At 64.1% G+C, this 18,362-nt stretch carries 17 protein-coding genes; 9 read left to right on the plus strand and 8 right to left on the minus strand.

Annotated features, from left to right (window positions below; all coding sequences use genetic code 11):
* The first annotated feature begins 62 nt into the window (after positions 1-62).
* Positions 63-1,511, plus strand: coding sequence for an exodeoxyribonuclease I (gene sbcB, locus CD932_RS25275; RefSeq protein WP_094445635.1), 1,449 nt, complete (start codon positions 63-65; stop codon positions 1,509-1,511).
* A 42-nt stretch (positions 1,512-1,553) separates the two neighbouring features.
* Here the strand turns inward: sbcB and pyrF are convergent, their stop codons facing one another.
* The 3 genes from pyrF to CD932_RS25290 all read right to left on the minus strand — a co-directional run bounded on the left by pyrF (position 1,554) and on the right by CD932_RS25290 (position 5,955).
* A complete protein-coding gene (pyrF, locus tag CD932_RS25280) occupies positions 1,554-2,378 on the minus strand; it encodes an orotidine-5'-phosphate decarboxylase (RefSeq protein ID WP_094445636.1) in 825 nt (274 codons plus the stop codon).
* 100 nt (positions 2,379-2,478) lie between these two features.
* Positions 2,479-4,092, minus strand: a complete 1,614-nt coding sequence (locus tag CD932_RS25285; RefSeq protein ID WP_254926761.1) for a pectinesterase family protein — start codon at positions 4,090-4,092, stop codon at positions 2,479-2,481.
* 72 nt (positions 4,093-4,164) lie between these two features.
* Positions 4,165-5,955 carry a glycoside hydrolase family 28 protein gene (locus tag CD932_RS25290; RefSeq protein WP_094445637.1) on the minus strand — a complete coding sequence of 597 codons (1,791 nt, stop codon included), beginning with the start codon at positions 5,953-5,955 and terminating at the stop codon, positions 4,165-4,167.
* Between the two features lie 246 nt (positions 5,956-6,201).
* On the opposite strand from CD932_RS25290, the gene CD932_RS25295 reads away from it, so the two are divergent.
* The 6 genes from CD932_RS25295 to CD932_RS25320 all read left to right on the plus strand — a co-directional run bounded on the left by CD932_RS25295 (position 6,202) and on the right by CD932_RS25320 (position 10,434).
* Positions 6,202-6,759: a LemA family protein gene (locus CD932_RS25295; RefSeq protein WP_094445870.1), complete on the plus strand. Its 558-nt coding sequence runs from the start codon at positions 6,202-6,204 to the stop codon at positions 6,757-6,759.
* Positions 6,760-6,761: 2 nt separating this feature from the next.
* Positions 6,762-7,583: a YgcG family protein gene (locus tag CD932_RS25300; RefSeq protein ID WP_094445638.1), complete on the plus strand. Its 822-nt coding sequence runs from the start codon at positions 6,762-6,764 to the stop codon at positions 7,581-7,583.
* A complete protein-coding gene (locus tag CD932_RS25305) occupies positions 7,583-8,104 on the plus strand; it encodes a TPM domain-containing protein (RefSeq protein WP_094445639.1) in 522 nt (173 codons plus the stop codon). Before CD932_RS25300 ends, CD932_RS25305 begins: the two co-directional genes overlap by 1 nt.
* Before the next feature lie 10 nt (positions 8,105-8,114).
* On the plus strand, positions 8,115-8,879 hold the full coding sequence (locus CD932_RS25310; protein WP_094445640.1) for an SDR family NAD(P)-dependent oxidoreductase: 765 nt from the start codon (positions 8,115-8,117) through the stop codon (positions 8,877-8,879).
* A gap of 473 nt (positions 8,880-9,352) precedes the next feature.
* Positions 9,353-9,766, plus strand: coding sequence for a VanZ family protein (locus CD932_RS25315; RefSeq protein ID WP_254926762.1), 414 nt, complete (start codon positions 9,353-9,355; stop codon positions 9,764-9,766).
* A 206-nt stretch (positions 9,767-9,972) separates the two neighbouring features.
* Complete coding sequence (locus tag CD932_RS25320) at positions 9,973-10,434, plus strand: hypothetical protein (protein WP_141213372.1); 462 nt, start codon at positions 9,973-9,975, stop codon at positions 10,432-10,434.
* Positions 10,435-10,553: 119 nt separating this feature from the next.
* On the opposite strand, the gene CD932_RS25325 is transcribed toward CD932_RS25320, so the two are convergent.
* Positions 10,554-11,660 (minus strand): M24 family metallopeptidase, encoded by a 1,107-nt coding sequence (locus CD932_RS25325; RefSeq protein WP_094445642.1) that lies wholly within the window; start codon positions 11,658-11,660, stop codon positions 10,554-10,556.
* 201 nt (positions 11,661-11,861) lie between these two features.
* Between CD932_RS25325 and CD932_RS25330 the strand changes: the two genes are divergently transcribed.
* Both CD932_RS25330 and CD932_RS25335 read left to right on the plus strand, forming a co-directional pair.
* Positions 11,862-12,860: an LLM class flavin-dependent oxidoreductase gene (locus CD932_RS25330; protein WP_094445643.1), complete on the plus strand. Its 999-nt coding sequence runs from the start codon at positions 11,862-11,864 to the stop codon at positions 12,858-12,860.
* Between the two features lie 145 nt (positions 12,861-13,005).
* Positions 13,006-14,220: an MFS transporter gene (locus CD932_RS25335; RefSeq protein WP_094445872.1), complete on the plus strand. Its 1,215-nt coding sequence runs from the start codon at positions 13,006-13,008 to the stop codon at positions 14,218-14,220.
* A 119-nt stretch (positions 14,221-14,339) separates the two neighbouring features.
* Here the strand turns inward: CD932_RS25335 and CD932_RS25340 are convergent, their stop codons facing one another.
* From CD932_RS25340 to CD932_RS25355, 4 genes are all read right to left on the minus strand, one after another.
* A complete protein-coding gene (locus CD932_RS25340) occupies positions 14,340-15,176 on the minus strand; it encodes an HDOD domain-containing protein (protein ID WP_094445644.1) in 837 nt (278 codons plus the stop codon).
* Positions 15,177-15,246: 70 nt separating this feature from the next.
* Positions 15,247-16,335 (minus strand): BMP family ABC transporter substrate-binding protein, encoded by a 1,089-nt coding sequence (locus CD932_RS25345; RefSeq protein WP_176461148.1) that lies wholly within the window; start codon positions 16,333-16,335, stop codon positions 15,247-15,249.
* 30 nt (positions 16,336-16,365) lie between these two features.
* A complete protein-coding gene (locus CD932_RS25350) occupies positions 16,366-17,295 on the minus strand; it encodes an ABC transporter permease (protein ID WP_094445645.1) in 930 nt (309 codons plus the stop codon).
* The gene (locus tag CD932_RS25355) at positions 17,295-18,359 is read right to left on the minus strand and encodes an ABC transporter permease (RefSeq protein ID WP_094445874.1); all 1,065 of its coding nucleotides are present in this window, start codon (positions 18,357-18,359) and stop codon (positions 17,295-17,297) included. The genes CD932_RS25350 and CD932_RS25355 overlap by 1 nt, the downstream gene beginning before the upstream one ends.
* Positions 18,360-18,362 lie beyond the last annotated feature (3 nt).

Here is an 18,362-nt window from a genome sequence, read left to right on the forward strand (position 1 = left end):
GCAACTATTCTGAAAACTGAAGCGGCGACTTTTTTTCGCCGCCAACAACGCAAGCACCATCCATGACAAACCAGACTTTTCTTTGGCACGATTACGAAACCTTTGGCGTGCAGCCGCGCCGCGACCGGCCGGCCCAGTTCGCCGCCATTCGCACCGACGCCGACCTGAACGAAATTGGCGAACCCATCATGCTGTATTGCCAGCCTGCCAATGATTTCCTGCCAGATCCGCAGTCATGCCTGATTACCGGCATTACGCCACAGCAATGCCTGGCCTTGGGCGTGCCGGAACACCAGTTCGCCGCCACCATCGAAGCGGCCTTTTCGGAACCGGGCACCATCGGCGTGGGCTACAACACCATCCGTTTCGACGACGAAGTGACGCGCTTTTTGTTCTGGCGCAATCTGATCGACCCGTATGCGCGCGAATGGAAAAACCATTGCGGCCGCTGGGACCTGCTCGACGTGGTGCGCATGACGCACGCGCTGCGCCCCGAAGGCATCAACTGGCCCAAGCGCGACGACGGCCAGACCAGTTTCAAGCTCGAGCACTTAAGCAAGGCGAACGGCTTGCTGCATGAGGCGGCGCACGATGCGCTGTCCGACGTGCGCGCCACCATCGCCCTGGCCCGCCTGATCAGGCAACAACAGCCCAAGCTGTTCGATTTCTGCCTGGCCCTGCACAAGAAGGACAAGGTCGCCAGCGAAATGGGCATGCACCTGGCCGCCGCCCAGCGCCAGCCCTTCCTGCATGTGTCGGGCATGTTCCCGGCCGAGCGCGGCTGCATCGGCGTGGTGTGGCCGCTGGCCCCGCACCCAAGCAATAAAAACGAAATCCTGGTGTGGGATTGCCAGTACGATCCAAGCGAATTGTTCACGCTGGATGCCGACACCATCCGCACGCGCCTGTTCACGCGCAACGACGCCCTGCCCGAAGGCATGACGCGCCTGCCCGTGAAAAGCGTGCACCTGAACAAGTCGCCTATGCTGGTGGGTAATTTGAAAACCCTGTCGCCGGCCATGGCCGCGCAATGGGGCATCGATATCGCCGCCGCGCTGGAAAACGGCCGCCTGGCCGCCGGCGCGCCCAATATGGACGCGATCTGGGCCGAAGTGTTCCAGCGCCCCGCCGCCGAAGGCCGCGCCGACGTCGACGAAGACCTGTACAACGGCTTTGTCAGCAACGACGACCGCCGCCTGCTCGACGCGCTGCGCCGCGATACGCCCGCCAGATTGGCCGCCGCCCGCCCCTCGTTTACCGACCAGCGCTTGCAGGAACTGCTGTTCCGCTACCGCGCGCGCAACTTCCCGCAGACCCTGAGCGAAGCGGAAAACCAGCGCTGGGAAGAACACCGCGCCGCCCGCCTGTTCGACGGCGAAGCGGGAGCGCGCACCATCGAGATGCTGTTTACGGAAATCGACGCCCTGTCGGAATCGGTCGATGAGCGCGGCGAGGAGATTCTCGGCGAGCTCTACGATTATGCGGAAATCGTCGCGCCGCAGAGAGACTGAATGAAAAATGCCGGGCTTGCCCGGCATTGTTGATGGTGCTGATTACGCCGCGCGATGTTGATTGATGGCGTCGCGCGTTTCAATTGCTACCCTGCGCGCCGCATCGGTCCAGTCTTCTCCGTCTTGCGGCTTGGCATAGATGATGGCGCGCGAAGAGCTGATCATCATGCCCATGCCATTGGCCGTCTGGCCGGCACCGACGGTGGCGGCAATATCGCCGCCCTGGGCGCCGATGCCGGGCACCAGCAGCGGCATGTCGCCGACGATGGCGCGCACCTGCGCCAGTTCTTCCGGGAAAGTGGCGCCGACGACCAGCGCGCACTGGCCGTTCTTGTTCCATTTATCGGCCGTCAGGCGCGCCACGCGCTGATACAAAGGTATGCCGTCGGTGTCGAGGAATTGCAGGTCCGAGCCGCCCGGGTTCGAGGTGCGGCACAGGATGATCACGCCGCGGTCCGGCCACGCCAGGTAGGGATCGAGCGAATCTTCGCCCATGTAGGGGTTGACGGTGACGGCGTCGGCGCCGTAGCGCTCGAACGCTTCGCGCGCATACTGGGTGGCGGTGGCGCCGATGTCGCCGCGCTTGGCGTCGAGGATCAGCGGGATGTGCGGATAGTGCTCGCGCAGGTAGCGGCAGATATCTTCCAGCTGCTTTTCCGCGCCCAGCGCGGCGAAATAGGCGATCTGCGGCTTGAAGGCGCACGCCAGGTCGGCCGTGGCGTCGATGATGCGCGTGCAAAAGGTGGTGATGCCATCGGGCGCGTCGCGCAGTTCGGCCGGCAGCCTGGCCAAGTCCGGGTCCAGCCCCACGCACAGCAGGGAATGATTGGCCGTCCATGCGGCGGATAATTTATCGATGAAATTCACGGCACACCTTTTCTGTATTCAGTTGCAAACCCCATATTGTAACGCGCCGCGCCACCATCAAGGCCGGCGCGGCGCGGCTCAAGGCGCCACTGAAGCAGGTCTAATTGCCGTTTCCAGGCCCCGTGTTGCCGTACTCAAACAGCCGGTTGGCAGGCAAGGCACCCGAGGGCACCGAACTGTAAGGACGGGTGGCGGTCGAGTCCGCCCACGGGTCGAGCTTGCGGATATGCGCGCCCAGCACCGAGTTGCGGATCAGCACCTGCCCGTTCGGCGACGTGGCGCCATATGCGGCCAGGTTGCCCACGCCCTCATCCCAGGCGCGGCCCAGGTAAATCTGGCCGGCCGGCGTACCCGTTTCCGCCGTCAGGCGACTGTTGCTGATCAAAAAACCATAGCTGTTGCGGTAATCGCTGCTGGCCGCCGTGACAAAACCTGTGCCATTGCCCGTGTTCAGGGTATGGATGGTGCAATTGTCCAGCACCGCCGTGGCGCGGCCGAAGATGAAATCCACGTCACCTTCGATATAGCTGTTTTTCACATACACGCGCGCGACCTGGTCCACATTGGCGCTCTTCATGTAGAACGTGTCCTGGTGGCCCAGCAGGCGCACGTTCTCCAGCACGATCTTGTCGCCCTGGGTCATCAGCGCCACGGCCGACTGGTTGCTGCCGGCAAAGCTGCCTTTGACGTAATCGTTGGCGATGGTCAGGTTCTTGGCCTGGAAGTCGGTGGCGGTCACGGCAAAGGTGGCGCTGCCGCTGGTGCCGACCGGACTGGCCGGCGAGCCGCCGCACTTGTTGCCGAGCGTTTTAGATGGATCGATGGTCGGATTGGCGTTGTTAAACACGATCACCGTGTGCGAGGCATCGCTGTCCAGGCTGTACAAACGGATGGCCGGCGCGCCGGTGGCGGGCAGGCACACGGTTTCGCGGTAGGTGCCCGGCTTGATGCGGATATACACGGGTGCCGCCTTGCTGCCGAGGGCGACGGCGGCGTCCATGGCCGCCTGCACCGTGACAAAGTTGCTGGCGTCGCTCTTGCCGGCCGCATCGATCGTCAATTGCGGCGTGAACGTGGCGACGTCGCCGACGCCGGCCGTCGGGTCCCAGTTATCGACCGTCAAGCTGGCGGACGGCAAGCTCTTGCCGCCCTGCGCCAGGTAGCGCAACGGGGTCAAGTTGGCCGCCGTGGCCGCATCGAGTTGCGGCCGCCTGGCTGTCGAGGCAACGATGGGCACCGCCACCACCGTGCTGGTGCTGCAGGCGGTGCAGACCGGCGCATCGACGCCGCTGGCCGAGACGCTGCCAACCAGCGTGGCGGCACTGGCGGTGCTGGCCGACAGCAGCACCGTGGCGCTGGCGCCGGCGGCCAGGCCGGCGGGAATGGTGCAGGTCAGCGTGCTGACGACCGGACCGCAGTCGGCGCCCTTGGCCGTCACCTGCAGGCCGCCGAGATTGGCCGGCACGCTGGCCAGCAGGGTGACGGCGCCGCTGGTGGCGCCCGGTCCCTGGTTGCTGGCCGTCATGGTCCAGGTGATGCGGTCGCCGACCGAGGCCGTGGCACGGTCCACCGCCTGGCTGACGCTGACGGCGGCCAGCGCTGCCGCCGGCGCGGCCGCAGGATGATCGCCGCCGCCGCAGGCGCCCAGCGCCAGCAGGGCAGGCAAGGCCGACAGGGTGGCGGCACGCCGCATTTTCTTCACTTCGACAAACATGGGGGTCTCCTCTTGACTTTTTTATGGTGGTGCTGCGCGATGCGGCGTCTGCGCGCCGTTGGTGAAACAGGCTTATTTGTCAGGCTGGGACATCGGTGCATTTGCGGCTGGAAAGTCGACAAAGGCGGCGCCGCAGTCGTAGGCCGCCGGCGATGTGGCGCGCTGGTCCGTCACGCTGAACTGATTGCTGCCGGCGGCGGCCGTCAACACGCTGGCAAACGACACCGGGCCCGGCCCCATGCTCACGGTGGCGCTGGACGGCACGGCCTGGCTGATTTTTGTGACTGCCCAGCCCGGCAAGCTGTCAAACACCACGTTGTCGAAACGCAGCTTGTAGAGCGGCTTGCTGATGCCGGCCGACTGGTAGCCGCGCAGCAGCAGCAAGGCCTGCTTGCCGTTGTAGCGGGAACCGGCCGTGTCGAGATAGCGGAAATTGCGCACCGTAATGTCGTGCAGGTCGGGCAGCAAGCCATTTTTCGCCTCGGCCGCATCGCCGTAATAGCTGTCGATGGCGATCGGCTGCTGCACCCGGCGCACGCATACGCCATCGGCCACCACGTTCTTCACTTCACCGCCACGGCTGTCATCGCTCTTGATGCGCAGGCCGCTGGTGGCGCCCATGTCGTAGCCGTCGATGGCCAGGTCGCGGATGCTGACGCCGTCGACGCCGCTGTCCGTTTCGCTGCCGATCGACATGCCGTGCGTAAAGTACATGCGGTTGTGCCAGATACGCAGGTTGCCGACCGGGCCGGTCTTGCCGCCGTGCGACTTGACGGCGATGCCGTCGTCGCCCACGCTGATATGGCTGTAGGCGATCAGCACGTTTTTCGACTGGCCCGGATCGATGCCATCGGTGTTCTTCACCGTTTCGGGCGTGAAGCAGGTGCTGGGCCGCTCGAGGTTGGGGGCGCCCGACACCACCGGCGTACTGCCGGCCGGGCAACGGTAGCCGGCCACCGCATACTCGAGCGATGGCGACAGCAGTTTCGCGCCCCACACCGTGACGCCATCGACGCCGCTCGACACCAGGTGAAACTTCGGCGCGTTCTGCAAGCTCAGGCGGTAAAAAGTAAAAGCGCTTCCATTGTTGACCTGCACCAGGCGCGGATTGTTCTGGCTGCTCATGGCCTTGCCGCCGGTCTTGGTCAGCGCCCCCACGTCCCACCAGCTGAGCCGGCCGGCATAGGCGCCCGACGTCAGCACGGCGCCGCCGCGGCCATCGATCACGCCGTCACCATACAGCCCGTTGCCATCGGGCGTGGTGGTGATCAGGGCCAGGCAACCGTTGTCGCTGGCCGACGCTTCACCACAGGCATTCTTGCCAGCAATCTGATAATCGGCCGGCCGGCGCGAGGCAAACACAGTCACGCCGCCGTCTATCCACAGGCTGACCTTGCCCGGCAAGGTCAAGGGGCCGGACAGGAAGGCACTCTGCCCCTGGCTGCCGGCCACCAGCTTGACCGCCTGCCCGGCAGGACAGGTGTCCAAAGCGGCCTGGATGCGCGCCGCGTCCGGCTGCGAGGCAGCCGCTGCGTCATCGAGCCTGGCGTCGAGCAGGCCAGCGGCGTTGCGCGCCAGGTTCGCGGGCAGGCTGGCGCACACGGTGGCCGGCATGGCCGGCTCGAGACCGGTCAGCGCCGCGTCATCGAGCGCGGCGGCCGGCCACAGGGCGGCGGCCGGCGTGGCCGGCGGCGTCACGGCGACTGGCACAGCGACGGCAACCGACGGCGGCGTCCCGGCAGCCGCCGGCACCTCGGTGGCGGCGGAACTGCCGCCACCGCAGGCGATCAGCAGCACACTGGTCACTGCCAGCGCGGGTAAGTGCAGCAGAGCGCCAACTGTGCGCGGCAGCGATGTTGTCATGCCCGATCTCCATGTTTACGTATTGATATCGACTTGCCATTTTTTGTAATATATCACACAGGAATATCTGATATATCAATTATTTACAAGGCAGCCAGCATGAAGGACGGTGGCCTTATTAAACCAACACCGTGCAAGGATTCAGGTATATTTGCCCCATTCTCTTTCCTCTCACGCACGGAACCCATCATGCAAATTACCCAACAATTCACCAAATGGCTGCGCCTGGTCCTCTCTGTCACCGTAATGGCCGGCGTGCTGACCGGCTGCGGCTACAACGAGTTCCAGAGCAAGGATGAAGCGACCAAGGCCGCCTGGGGCGAAGTCGTCAACCAGTACCAGCGCCGCGCCGACCTGATCCCCAACCTGGTCAATACCGTCAAGGGCTATGCCAGCCACGAACGCGAAACGCTGGAAGCGGTGACCAAGGCGCGCGCGGCCGCCACCAGCTTCCAGATCACGCCCGAAGTGCTGAACGATCCGGCCGCCTTCGCGAAATTCCAGCAGGTGCAAGGGCAGCTGTCGTCGGCCCTGTCGCGCCTGATGGTGGTGTCCGAGAAATATCCTGACCTGAAAGCCAATACCAACTTCCGCGACCTGCAGTCGCAGCTGGAAGGCACGGAAAACCGCATCGCCGTGGCGCGCCAGCGCTATATCGTGGCGGTGCAGGACTACAACGTGCACGCGCGCAGCTTCCCCAACAACCTGACAGCCATGATGTTCGGCTACAAGGTCAAGCCATCGTTCACGGTGGAAAATGAAAAAGCCATCTCGACGGCACCAACCGTCGACTTCGGCAAATAAACATGGGCATCCGGGCCTATTTTGCGCCGCTGCTGTGGGCGCTGGCGCTGCTGTGTGCGACGGCGCTGCCGGCCAGCGCCCAGCTGGCTGCCGTGCCGCCGCTGGCGGCGCGCGTGACCGACCAGGCCGCCATGCTGGACGACAAACAGAAGGCCTCGCTGGAAGCCGTGCTGGCCGACTATGAAGCACGCACCGGCAGCCAGATCGCCGTACTGCTGGTCAAGTCAACCGAGCCCGAAGCGATCGAGCAGTACAGCATCCGCGTGACGGACGCCTGGAAGCTGGGCCGCAAGGGCGTCGATGACGGCGTGCTGCTGCTCGTTGCCAAAGACAATCCCTCGTCCCTGCGCCGCTTGCGCATCGAAGCGGGCCGTGGCGTGCAAGGCGTGCTGACCGATGCGCAATCGAAACGCATCTTGCAAGACGTGATTGCGCCCCATTTCAAGCAGCAGGATTATTATGGTGGCCTGGTGGCCGGCGTGGGCGCGATCGCCACCCTGCTGAACCAGGAGCAATTCCCTGCCCCCGCCAGGCAAGCCGCACCTGCAACGGCAGACGCAGGCGGCCTGGGCTTCTGGCTGCCGCTGCTGTTCTTCGGTTTCCTGGTGGTACTGACCATGTTCCGTTCGCGTGGCGGGCCGAATCGTTTGCAGCGCGGCAGCAACTGGACCAGCGGCGCCACCGGCGTGGTGCTCGGCAGCATCCTCAGCCAGGCCATGCATCAGCGTGGCGGTGGCGGCGGCTTTGGCGGTGGTGGTGGTGGTGGCGGCTTTGGCGGCGGCGGTGGCGGCTTTGACGGCGGCGGCGCCTCGGGAGACTGGTAATGACTGAACAGCTGACATTCGGGCAGCGCTGCGGGCGTGCCCTGAAACACTGGCGCACCAGAGCGGCCACGGCCAGGGCGGCGTTTCCGGAAACCACCCTGAAAGCGATCGAAACGGCGATTGCCGAAGGCGAGCAAATCCATCGCGCCGAAGTGCGCCTGATCGTCGAGGCGGCGCTGACGCCAGGCATGGCATACAAGGGCGTGAGCAACCGCGACCGCGCGCGCGAATTGTTTGCCCACTACGGCGTGTGGGATACGGAAGACAATTGCGGCGTGCTGATCTATATCAATCTGGCTGCGCACCAGGTCGATATCGTGGCCGACCGCCATGTGGGGCGCCGCATCGCGCCCGAACAGTGGCAAGCCATCTGCCGTACCATGACGACCGGTTTTGCCAGTGGCAACTACCACGACAGCAGCTTGCAGGCACTGGGAGAACTGAACAGCTTGCTGCAGCACCACTTCCCGGCTTCGGGCGAGCGCAGCAATCAATTACCGAACGAAGCCATCCTTCTCTGACAGCGTACTTATGAAACTAAGCAATAAAACCGCCATCGTCACGGGCGCCACGCAAGGCATCGGCCTGGCCTGCGCCAGCCGCCTGATCGCCGAAGGGGCGCAAGTGATGCTGGTCGATATCAAGGAAGCGGGCGCCGCAGCGGCCGCCGCGCTGGGACCGCAGGCGCACTTTTTCTGCGCCGACGTCAGCCAGAAAGCAGATGTCGACGCCATGATGACGGCCACCCTGACGCGCTTCGGCCAGGTCGACATCCTGATCAATAACGCCGGCGTAACCCATGCCGCCGATTTCCTCGACGTGACCGAAGACGATTTCGACCGCGTGCTGCGCATCAACCTGAAATCGATGTTCCTGTGCGGCCAGGCCGTGGCGCGCGAGATGGTCAAGCGCCGCAGCGGCGTCATCATCAATATGTCGAGCGTGAATGCGGAACTGGCAATCCCGAACCAGGTGCCATACGTGGTGTCGAAAGGCGCGATCAACCAGCTGACCCGTGTGATGGCACTGAACCTGGCGCCACACGGCGTGCGCGTGAACGGCATCGGCCCCGGCACCATCCTGACGGAACTGGCGAAACAGGCGGTATTGTCGAGCCCGCAAGCGCGCCATACCATCCTGTCGCGCACGCCGCTGGGCCGCTGCGGCGAACCGGAAGAAGTGGCCGGCATCGCCGCCTTCCTGGCCAGCGACGACGCCAGCTACATGACGGGCCAGACGATTTATGCCGATGGCGGGCGCATGGCGCTCAACTACACGGTGGCCGTACAGGAATAGAGGGCTGGCGCAGTTATATCAAAAAACGATAATAGATATCTGAAAATACCATTAGACATATATCGTGCAGCGCAGCATAATGCACCTGTCTCCACTATTCTCCTCCAAGAAAATAGTTTTAAGCCCGCTTTCACCAGCGGGCTTTTTTTTGTCCTGCGTGCACCCCACTTTTCTTTCAAAATATCCGCAACTGTCATCAAGCGGTCATCTTCGCTGGCTATACTTGCTTCATCTGCAGTACACGCAACCGATATGCGCGACGGCGGACAGGTGTGCCTTCACTGGTGCACCACTCCCATTTTTACCATGGCGCGCCGCATCGCACGACATGGCAAGCAACCGTCACTCTTGACCCTTTTGGGTTTTCAGCCCGCTCACCAGCGGGCTTTTTTTTGGACGATGCTAGCGTGCCAGCATGGCTCCTGTGCCTGCCTGCATGCTATTGTTGCTACCTTTTCCCTCCCTCACTGATCATGCAAGCTACCCTGTCCCAGCTTTGTTTTGCCGAGCGCCATGCGCGCCTGCGTTTTCGCACCGCCCTGTTCCTGTACGCGCTGGTGATCATCATCGGCGACATTCCCGGCGCGCGCGCCGATGTCGGCCAGTACGCCTCGGGCGTGGTGCTGCATTCCTTCGGCTATGGGGTGCTGGCCTTGCTGCTGTTCAGCGGCATTCAAGGCGGCATCGGCCGCCGCGCCGTGCTGTCGGTGCTGCTGGTGGCGGCGATGGGCGCGCTGGACGAATTCATCCAGAGTTTTTTGCCCTACCGCCGCGGCGCCGTCTCCGACTGGCTGGTCGACATCACGGCCGCCGCCGTCGTGGCCGCACCGCTGTATTTTCTCTGGCCGCGCATGGTTGCCGCCGCCCTCAGGAAATCGCCTGCCTGAGCGGCATCGCAAGGTGCAAAATACAAAGCTCGACAGTTTGAAGACTTGATACATCTCAACACAAAATAAACCACACCGAACGTCTTGCCATCACAGTGCTCTTACATGCAGTAGTGACGGCCAGTTCCGGCATGCGCCACGCATGCGGAGCTGCACGATACTCCACCATACCTCCACCATATTGTGATGCTTGAAGGAGAATACAGATGAGAACAAAAACCTCTTCAGCGCTGACAGGCCTGTTGTGCCTGCTGTTAAGCGCTTGCAGTTCGACCGGTAGCGACACCACCTCGATGAATCGCAACGGCGAGAACTACAGCAGTACCGCCGGGTCGGGTACGAGCGGCACCAGCGGCAGCGACGACCGCAGCGCCACCGCCAACAATGCCGCCAGCATGGATGGCAAGCAGTCGGACATCACTATAGCCTCGGCCACCGTGCAGTCGATCGAACCGATGGCGCGCGGAATGGACCAGAGCGACGGCGAGGCGCAAGCGGGCAGCTCGGGTACTGCCGGCGCCACGGCGGGCAGTACTGGCAACATGATGTACCGGGTCACGCTGCGACTGGACGACGGCAGCACGCGCGCCGTCATGCAAAATTCCCAGCCCGCTTACCAGGTCGGCGACAAGGTCAAGATGGTCAATGGCCTGGTGCAAAGTTACTGACAAGCAGGACGACAGGCGGCTCAAGAACCCGACCTTAATTCATTGACAACAAGGCCGGCGCGATCTGGCTTGAGCCGCCTCAAGCCATGCCAATTCTCCAAGAACTGGCTGAGCCCCGTTTACGCTAACTCCAGACTGAGCGGACGGCGCCGTCCCTGTACCGAGATCGACGGCCAGGCGGGGTCGAAGGTCAGGTTGCGCAGGCGCTCCGCGCTCAGCATGAAGGTGTCTTCGACCATGCCGCCCGGCAGGCCGGGATGAAAGGCCAACGCCATGCCGTCCTTGAGCAGCAGTTCCGTGCAACTGCCCGCCGCCAGCTCGGGCGCCTGGTAGCCGGTGATGCCGCCCTGGCGCTGCCGCAGCACGGCGTCGGGCTGGCCGGCGTAGGCATAGGCGCTGTCAAGCGCGTGGTAGACCATGCTCAGCGCATTGCCCACCTCGCAGGCATCGAGCGCCACCGCTTCAAGCGCGAGCAAGGCGGCGTCGGCCTCGTCCACGCCGGCCTGGGCCGGGCGGAAGCGGCGCTGGCGGCACAACGAGGCGCACAGGCCGAAACGCCGCGCGCACAGCGCCAGCACCACGCTGTCGCCGAGCGGCGTGCTTGACGGCGGCGCGCGCAGGTAGTGGTGACGGCGCTCGGCGCCCACCGCCATCACATGCATGGTCAGCAGGCCACGCGCCCACAAGGCCCGCGCACAGGCGCCGGCCAGTTCCTGTTCGGTCCATTCGGGGCGGGCCGCGCGCAGCGCCTCGCTGGCGGCGCTGGCGGCCAGGCGGCCCACGGCCCGGTAGCGCAACTGTTCCGGCGGCAGCAGCGCCAGCCGCTCTTCGCGCAAGGGCATGGGCAGGCTGCGCTCGAACATGCCGGGGCGATCGCACAGCACCGGCCGGCCACCGGCCGCGTGCTGCACGAAATGCTCGCGCAGCTCGGCCAGCTGCGGCTGCGTCCACGGCGTCACCTGCCAGGTCCAGGGGCCATGCACCTCATCGTGACGCAAGCGCCGTACTTCAGCCTCGTCGGTCAGGATATAAGCGGCGTCATGGGTGACCAGCACTTCGGCATGACCGCACTCGGCGGACAGGCAGTGGCCGCCCGAGGCGCCGGCTGTGGCCCAGGCAAACCAGTCCACGCCGCGCAAGCGCAAGGCGCCGGCCCCTTCCTGCTCCAGCCAGCGGCGCATCTGCGCCAGTTTATGGGCAATTTCCTGCTCGACGGTCCAGTTCATGCGCGCTCCCATCCCCACGTTGACATGGTGCTACAGAAACTCTTATGACTGACAACCTTGGAAAAGGTTCAGCGACAACGACAAGTTTTATTTGAACAGCTCAAGTTTGCGTGTTTTTTCAGCATGGCTGCAACCCTGCCGCCATCAGGGGATAGACAAATTGTCCATTGTGTTTTCCCAAGCCGGCCCGATATCACTTGCATGATCCCATTTTCCATACTCGACCTGGCGCCGATTGCCGAAGGCAGCAGCGCCGCCCATTCCTTCCAGAACACCCTGGATCTCGCTCAGCATGGCGAGCGCTGGGGCTACAACCGTTACTGGCTGGCGGAACACCACGGCATGCCCGGCATCGCCAGCGCCGCTACGGCGGTGGTGATCGCCCATGTGGCGGCGGGCACGAGAACCATACGCGTCGGCGCCGGCGGCGTGATGCTGCCGAACCATTCTCCGCTGGTGATCGCGGAGCAGTTCGGCACCCTGGAAGCGCTGCACCCGGGGCGCATCGACCTGGGCCTGGGCCGCGCACCCGGCTCCGACCAGACCACGGCACGCGCGCTGCGGCGCGACCTGCAGTCCGACGCCGACCAGTTCCCGCAAGATGTGCTGGAACTGATCGACTATATGTCGGACGAGCCGCGCCAGCGCGTGCTGGCCGTGCCCGGCAAGGGCGCCAAGGTGCCAGTCTGGATCCTCGGTTCGAGCCTGTTCGGCGCGCAACTGGCGGCCCAGCTGGGCTTGCCCTACGCCTTCGCCTCGCATTTCGCGCCGCAGATGATGATGCAGGCCGTTGCCTATTACCGCGAACATTTCAAGCCATCGAAGCAAATGGCCAAGCCGTATGTGATGCTCGGCTATAACGTGTTTGCCGCCGATACCGACGCCGAAGCGCAGCTGCGCGCCACCTCGATGCAGCAGGCCTTTGTCAACCTGCGCACCGGCCGCCCGTCGCGCCTGCAGCCGCCCGTGCCAGGCTACCTGGAACAGCTGGGGCCGCAGGAACGCGCCATGCTCGACTCGGTATTGTCCTGCAGCGCCATCGGCTCGCCGGCCACGGTCAAGGCCCGCATGGCCGCCTTTATCAAGGAAACCGGCGCCGACGAACTGATGATCACTTCGCAGATTTTCGACCACCAGCACCGCCTGCGCTCGTATGAAATCACGGCCCAGGTACATGCCGAGCTGGCCGGCCAGCCCTGACTCTTCTCCCCCGGTATATCCTCAACATATACCCTTTTCCCGGCCGTCCGCATGGACCGCCGGGATTTTTTTGGCCTGCGTCAGCAGGAAAAACCCATCCCCCGTATCATGCATGGCCTTGAGCATCATTCGAAAGCCGCAGCGCATGTCATCATCGTCTTCTCCCATCAACGCCAGCGCCCTGCTCACATCCACCCGCATTGTGCTGTTTGCCCTGTCGGCCGGCGTGCTGGTGGCCAGCTTGTACTACGTTCAGCCTTTGACCTCGATGCTGGCCGCCTCGTTCGGCGTGGGCGTCACGCAGGCCGGTTATCTGGTGACCGCCACGCAGATCGGCTATGTGCTGGGCATCGTGTTCCTGGTGCCTTTAAGCGACGTACTGAACCGGCGCAAGCTCTTGAGTTGGATGCTTGTCGCCAAGATCGCGGCGCTGCTGCTGGCCGCCGCCAGCCAGAATATCGTCGTGTTTGCGATTGCCAGCGTATTGATGGGCATTACGGCCAGCGCGCTGATGGTGGTCACGGCCATGGTGGCCTCGTATGCGCCCGACCATAGCCGGGGCCGCATGGTGGGCACCGTGATGACGGGCTTGCTGCTGGGTATCTTGCTGGCGCGCACCGTGTCCGGCACGGTGGCGCAGATCAGCGGCGGCTGGCGCACCGTGTATGTGCTGGCCGCCATCGTGGTGGCGCTGCTGCTGGTGATGCTGCGCCGCATCCTGCCCGACGAAGCGCCGCGTGGCACCTTGCAATACGGCAAGCTAATGGCCTCGCTGTTTGAAATCATCCGCCAGGAGCCGCTGCTGCGCCAGCGCGCCTTGTTTTCAGGCCTGGGGCTGGGCACCTTCAGCGTGTTCTGGACCGGCCTGACCTTTTTGCTCAGCGGCGCGCCCTACCACTATTCGGAAATGCAGATCGGCCTGTTCGGCCTGGCCGGCGCCACCGGCGCGCTGGCCGCCAATACGGCCGGCCGCATGGCCGACCGCGGCTATGCAAGGCAAGCGACCTGGCTGCTGGTGCTGGCCTCGCTAGCGGGCTGGGCCCTGATCGGCTTCGGCGCGCAATCGTTGACCTTGCTATTGATCGGCATCGTGCTGCTGGACATGGGCGTGATGGGCCTGCAAGTGACGCACCAGTCCATCATCTACAAACTGGCGCCGCAGGCGCGCGCCAGGGTGACTACCGTGTTCATCGCCGCCGGCTTTATCGGCGCCTCGGCAGGGTCGGCTTTGGCCAGCGCCAGCTTTGCAGCCGGCGGCTGGCTGGCGCTGTGCGCGGTGGGCGGCGCCATGCCGCTGCTGATGTTGCTGGTGTGGAGCAAGTACCGTTACCAGCAACGGCGTTTGGCGCGGGCCGCCTGATTTATTGGGCGGCCGCCTCGCGCACCTTGCCAAACGCATCGCCGGCCTTCCACGCCGGCATCGTCGCCGCGCTGGCCGGTGCCACGGCCTTCGAGCATCGCAGGTACTACAAAAAAGAACTACACCAGCAAAGCGGCGGCCAGCGATTCGATCTCTTCCGCCGATTCGTCGAGGATGGTGTGCAGGGTGGAGCCGCCGATGCCGAAGTCGATCAGGGCCGCCGCGCGGCGCCGCGCGGCCTCTTCCGGCGCATGCAGCGGCGAGGCGACGGGCGCCAGGTCGTTGGCCAATACCAGCGTCGCGCCCAGGGTGCGCGGCGGGAACGGGTCGCCGCCATGCCACAAGCCTTCCACCGCCTGCAGCACCTGGTCCGGTATTTCGAGCTGGCGCAGCACGCCGCGGCCGATCAGCTTTTCGCCGTATTCGAGCCAGTCTTCGGTATTGTCATCGAGCAGGCCCGGATATTCCTCGGCGCGCGACAGCAGATAAAAACCGCCCACTTCATGCACGATGGCGGCGAACATGGCCGTTTCCGGGTCCACGCGCGTCACTTTTTTGGCGATCACCTGGCTCAGCGCGGCCACATGGGCCGTGTGCTCCCACAGTTTCGCCGTCTTGGCGCGCAATTGCGGATCGGTAATCTGGCTGCCCAGCTGGCGCACGATGACCGAAGCGACCATCGATTTCAGGGTGGCAAAGCCGAGCCGCGACACGGCCGCGCGCACATTGGCGATTTCATTGCCGGAACGGTTGTAGGCGGCCGAATTGGCCAGCGCCACCACGCGCGCCGACAGCAGCGGCTCGGCCATCACCATATGGGCGGCCGTTTCAATATGGCAATCAGGATTGTCCAGCGCTTCCTGCAGTTTCAGCGTCGCATTGACGTTGGCGGGAAAGGTCAGCTCGCCCTTGCCGGCCTGGTGCGCGATGATCTTGAATACTTCGAGTCTGTCCATGTCTGTCTCCGGTACGGCCCTGGGGGCTCTGCTGAGTGGATCGTACCGGTAATACTACATCAAGTTTGTGTTACTTGCCGGAAACCTTTCCAGCCACACCCTCGACAAAATAATCCATCTTCGACAAGGCCGCATCGTCCAGCACGCCCTTTTCCAGGCGTACTTTGCCGCTGTTGTCCTTGATCGGCGCGGTGAACGCATTGAGCTTGCCGTCCACCATGTCTTTTTCACGCGCGGCGACGAACTGCTTCACGTCGGCCGGCACGCTGTTGTTGATGCCTTCGAGCTTGACCATGCCGTCCTTGATGCCGCCCCAGGTGCTGCTGGTCTTCCAGGTACCGTCCAGCACAGCTTGCGCCTGTTTGGTGTAATACGCGCCCCAGTGGTGGGTCACGGCCGCCAGCTGCGCTTTCGGACCGTATTTTTTCATGTCCGAATGGTAGGCGATCGCATACTTGCCCTTCTCTTCGGCGGCCTGCACCACGGCGGTCGAATCCGTGTGATGCGTGATCACGTCGGCGCCCTGGCCGATCAGGGTGATGGCCGCGTCGCGCTCCTTGCCCGGATCGAACCAGCTGTTGACCCACACCACCTTGACTTCGGCTTTCGGATCGACGCTGCGCATGCCGAGCGTAAAGGCATTGACGCCCTGCAATACTTCCGGAATCGGGAAGGCCGCCACATAGCCCGCCACATGGGTCTTGCTCATCTTGGCCGCCAGCACGCCGGCCAGGTAGCGGCCTTCATAGAAGCGCGCATTGGTGTTGGCCACGTTGACGGCCGTCTTGTAGCCGGTCAGGTGGATGAATTTTACGTTCGGAAACTGCTTGGCCACTTTCAGGGTCGGATTCATGTAGCCGAACGAGGTGGTGATCACCAGCTTGCTGCCGGTTTGCGCCAGGTCGCGGATCACCCGTTCCGCATCGGCGCTTTCGGGCACGTTTTCCACATACCGGGTGGTGATCTTGCTGCCCAGCGCCTTTTCCATTTCCTTGCGGGCGATATCGTGCTGGGTGGTCCAGCCGGCGTCGCCGATGGGGCTGATATACACGAAGCCGACATTGAGCGGCGCCGTTGCGGCGGGAGCGGCGGCGGCCATGGCCACGACCGGCATCAGGACAGCGCCGTACACAGCGGCACGCAGCATTTTCTTGGACATGATGGACATGAGTTTCCTTGTGGTGAGTGATTAATGACCTGGATTGAAGTTTTTGCCCAGCGAGGCCGGCATATTGAGCTTGATATAGTTGGCGTTGCTGGAAATGAGCACCAGCACCACGATCGCCGCCAGGTAAGGCAGCATCGACAGCAGTTGCGACGCCACCGGCACGCCGATGGCCTGCGCATGGAAGGTCAAAATCGTGATGCCGCCAAACAGATAGGCGCCGCCGACCACGCGCGCCGGGCGCCAGGTGGCAAAGGTGGTCAGCGCCAGCGCGATCCAGCCGCGCCCGGCTACCATGCCCTCGACCCACAAAGGCGTGTAGACCAGCGACAGGAAGGCGCCGGCCAGGCCGCAGCAGGCGCCGCCGAACAGCACGGCGGCCAGGCGAATGCGGCGTACCCGATAGCCGAGCGCATGCGCCGACGCTGGCGACTCGCCCACCGCGCGCAGCACCAGGCCGGCGCGCGTACGGTACAAAAACCAGGCAATCGCCGCGCACAGCAGCAGCGACAGGTACACCATCGGATGCTGGCGAAACAGGGCCGGCCCGACGAAGGCAATATCTTCCAGCCAGGGTATGCCGAAGCGGCCGTTCTGCAGGCTGTGGGAGACATAATTCAAGCCGATATAGGTCGAGGCGCCGGCGCCGAACAGCGACAGCGCCAGCCCGGTCGCATACTGGTTGGTGCCGAGCCAGACGGTCAGCCAGGCAAAAAAGCCCGACAACACCATGCTGGCCGCCGCACCGGCCAGGAAACCCAACGTGACGCTGCCGGTATTGACGGCCACGGCAAAGCCGGTAATGGCCGACACCAGCATCATGCCTTCGGCGCCCAGGTTGACCACGCCCGCTTTTTCATTGACCAGCAAACCGAGCGCGGCCAGCATCAGCGGCGTGCCGGCATTGATGCTGGCGGCGATCAGGGGCGCCAGCGTGAGAGCCAGGTTGTCCATTATTTTCTCCAGCGCAGTTGGTATTGAATCAGCACGTCACAGGCCAGCAAGGCGAACAGCAAGATGCCCTGGAATACGCCGGTAATCGCACTGGGCAGGCCCAGGCGCGACTGCGCCAGTTCGCCGCCGATATAGAACAGCGCCATGACGAAGCTGGAAAAGAGTACGCCCACCGGATGCAGGCGGCCGACAAAAGCGACGATAATGGCGGCAAAGCCATAGCCTGGCGAGACCGTGGGCGTGAGCTGCCCCATCGGCCCCAGCACTTCACACACGCCGGCAAGGCCGGACAGCGCGCCGCAGATCAGCATCGACGACCACAGCGCCTTGCGCGAGGAAAAGCCCGCATAGCGCGCCGCAGCCGGCGCCATGCCGCCCACCCGCAGGCGGAAACCGGAAATACTTTTCGACAAAAACAGCCAGCCGCCCAGCGAGGCCAGCAAGGCGAACACGATGCCGATATGCAGGCGCGTGTCCGCCAGCACCATCGGCAGCAGCAAGGTGTCCGACAGCAGTTTCGATTGCGGAAAATTGAAGCCATCGGGGTCGCGCAGCACGCCATACACCAGATAGCTGAGCAGCAATTGCGCGATATACACCAGCATCAGGGACACCAGGATTTCGCTGGCGTTAAAACGGTCGCGCAGCCAGGCCGTCAGCGCCGCCCACGCCATGCCGCCGGCCATGCCCGCCAGCAGCGACACGGCAATCATCCATGCGCCGTGGGCGACATCGCCGGTGTCCAGATACAGCGCAGCGGCGCCGCCGCAGATGGCGCCCAGGGTCAGCTGGCCTTCGGCGCCGATATTGTAGACATTGGCGCGAAAGCACATGGCCAGGCCGACGGCGATCAGCAGCAGCGGCGCGACCTTGATGCCCAGCTCCGACCAGCCATGCAGGTCGCGCAGCGGTTCGACAAAGAACACGGCCAGGCCCGCCAGCGGGTCTTGCCCGAGGGCCAGGAACAGCAGCGCGCCGCACAGCACCGTCAGCAGCACCGCCAGCACCGGCGAGAGCCACGACATCAGCCGCGACGGCGCCGGGCGCGCTTCCAGCCAGGGTATGAA

This window comes from Janthinobacterium sp. PC23-8 (genome assembly GCF_002250505.1).
GTDB lineage: Bacteria > Pseudomonadota > Gammaproteobacteria > Burkholderiales > Burkholderiaceae_D > Janthinobacterium.

Excerpts from the sequence above, each read along its gene's own strand:
- sbcB (WP_094445635.1), top strand. The coding sequence starts at position 63 with ATGACAAACCAGACTTTTCTTTGGCACGATTACGAAACCTTTGGCGTG.
- CD932_RS25285 (WP_254926761.1), bottom strand. The coding sequence starts at position 4,092 with ATGTTTGTCGAAGTGAAGAAAATGCGGCGTGCCGCCACCCTGTCGGCC.
- CD932_RS25290 (WP_094445637.1), bottom strand. The coding sequence starts at position 5,955 with ATGACAACATCGCTGCCGCGCACAGTTGGCGCTCTGCTGCACTTACCC.
- CD932_RS25295 (WP_094445870.1), top strand. The coding sequence starts at position 6,202 with ATGGCCGGCGTGCTGACCGGCTGCGGCTACAACGAGTTCCAGAGCAAG.
- CD932_RS25300 (WP_094445638.1), top strand. The coding sequence starts at position 6,762 with ATGGGCATCCGGGCCTATTTTGCGCCGCTGCTGTGGGCGCTGGCGCTG.
- CD932_RS25305 (WP_094445639.1), top strand. The coding sequence starts at position 7,583 with ATGACTGAACAGCTGACATTCGGGCAGCGCTGCGGGCGTGCCCTGAAA.
- CD932_RS25310 (WP_094445640.1), top strand. The coding sequence starts at position 8,115 with ATGAAACTAAGCAATAAAACCGCCATCGTCACGGGCGCCACGCAAGGC.
- CD932_RS25315 (WP_254926762.1), top strand. The coding sequence starts at position 9,353 with ATGCAAGCTACCCTGTCCCAGCTTTGTTTTGCCGAGCGCCATGCGCGC.
- CD932_RS25320 (WP_141213372.1), top strand. The coding sequence starts at position 9,973 with ATGAGAACAAAAACCTCTTCAGCGCTGACAGGCCTGTTGTGCCTGCTG.
- CD932_RS25325 (WP_094445642.1), bottom strand. The coding sequence starts at position 11,660 with ATGAACTGGACCGTCGAGCAGGAAATTGCCCATAAACTGGCGCAGATG.
- CD932_RS25330 (WP_094445643.1), top strand. The coding sequence starts at position 11,862 with ATGATCCCATTTTCCATACTCGACCTGGCGCCGATTGCCGAAGGCAGC.
- CD932_RS25335 (WP_094445872.1), top strand. The coding sequence starts at position 13,006 with ATGTCATCATCGTCTTCTCCCATCAACGCCAGCGCCCTGCTCACATCC.
- CD932_RS25340 (WP_094445644.1), bottom strand. The coding sequence starts at position 15,176 with ATGGACAGACTCGAAGTATTCAAGATCATCGCGCACCAGGCCGGCAAG.
- CD932_RS25345 (WP_176461148.1), bottom strand. The coding sequence starts at position 16,335 with ATGTCCAAGAAAATGCTGCGTGCCGCTGTGTACGGCGCTGTCCTGATG.
- CD932_RS25350 (WP_094445645.1), bottom strand. The coding sequence starts at position 17,295 with ATGGACAACCTGGCTCTCACGCTGGCGCCCCTGATCGCCGCCAGCATC.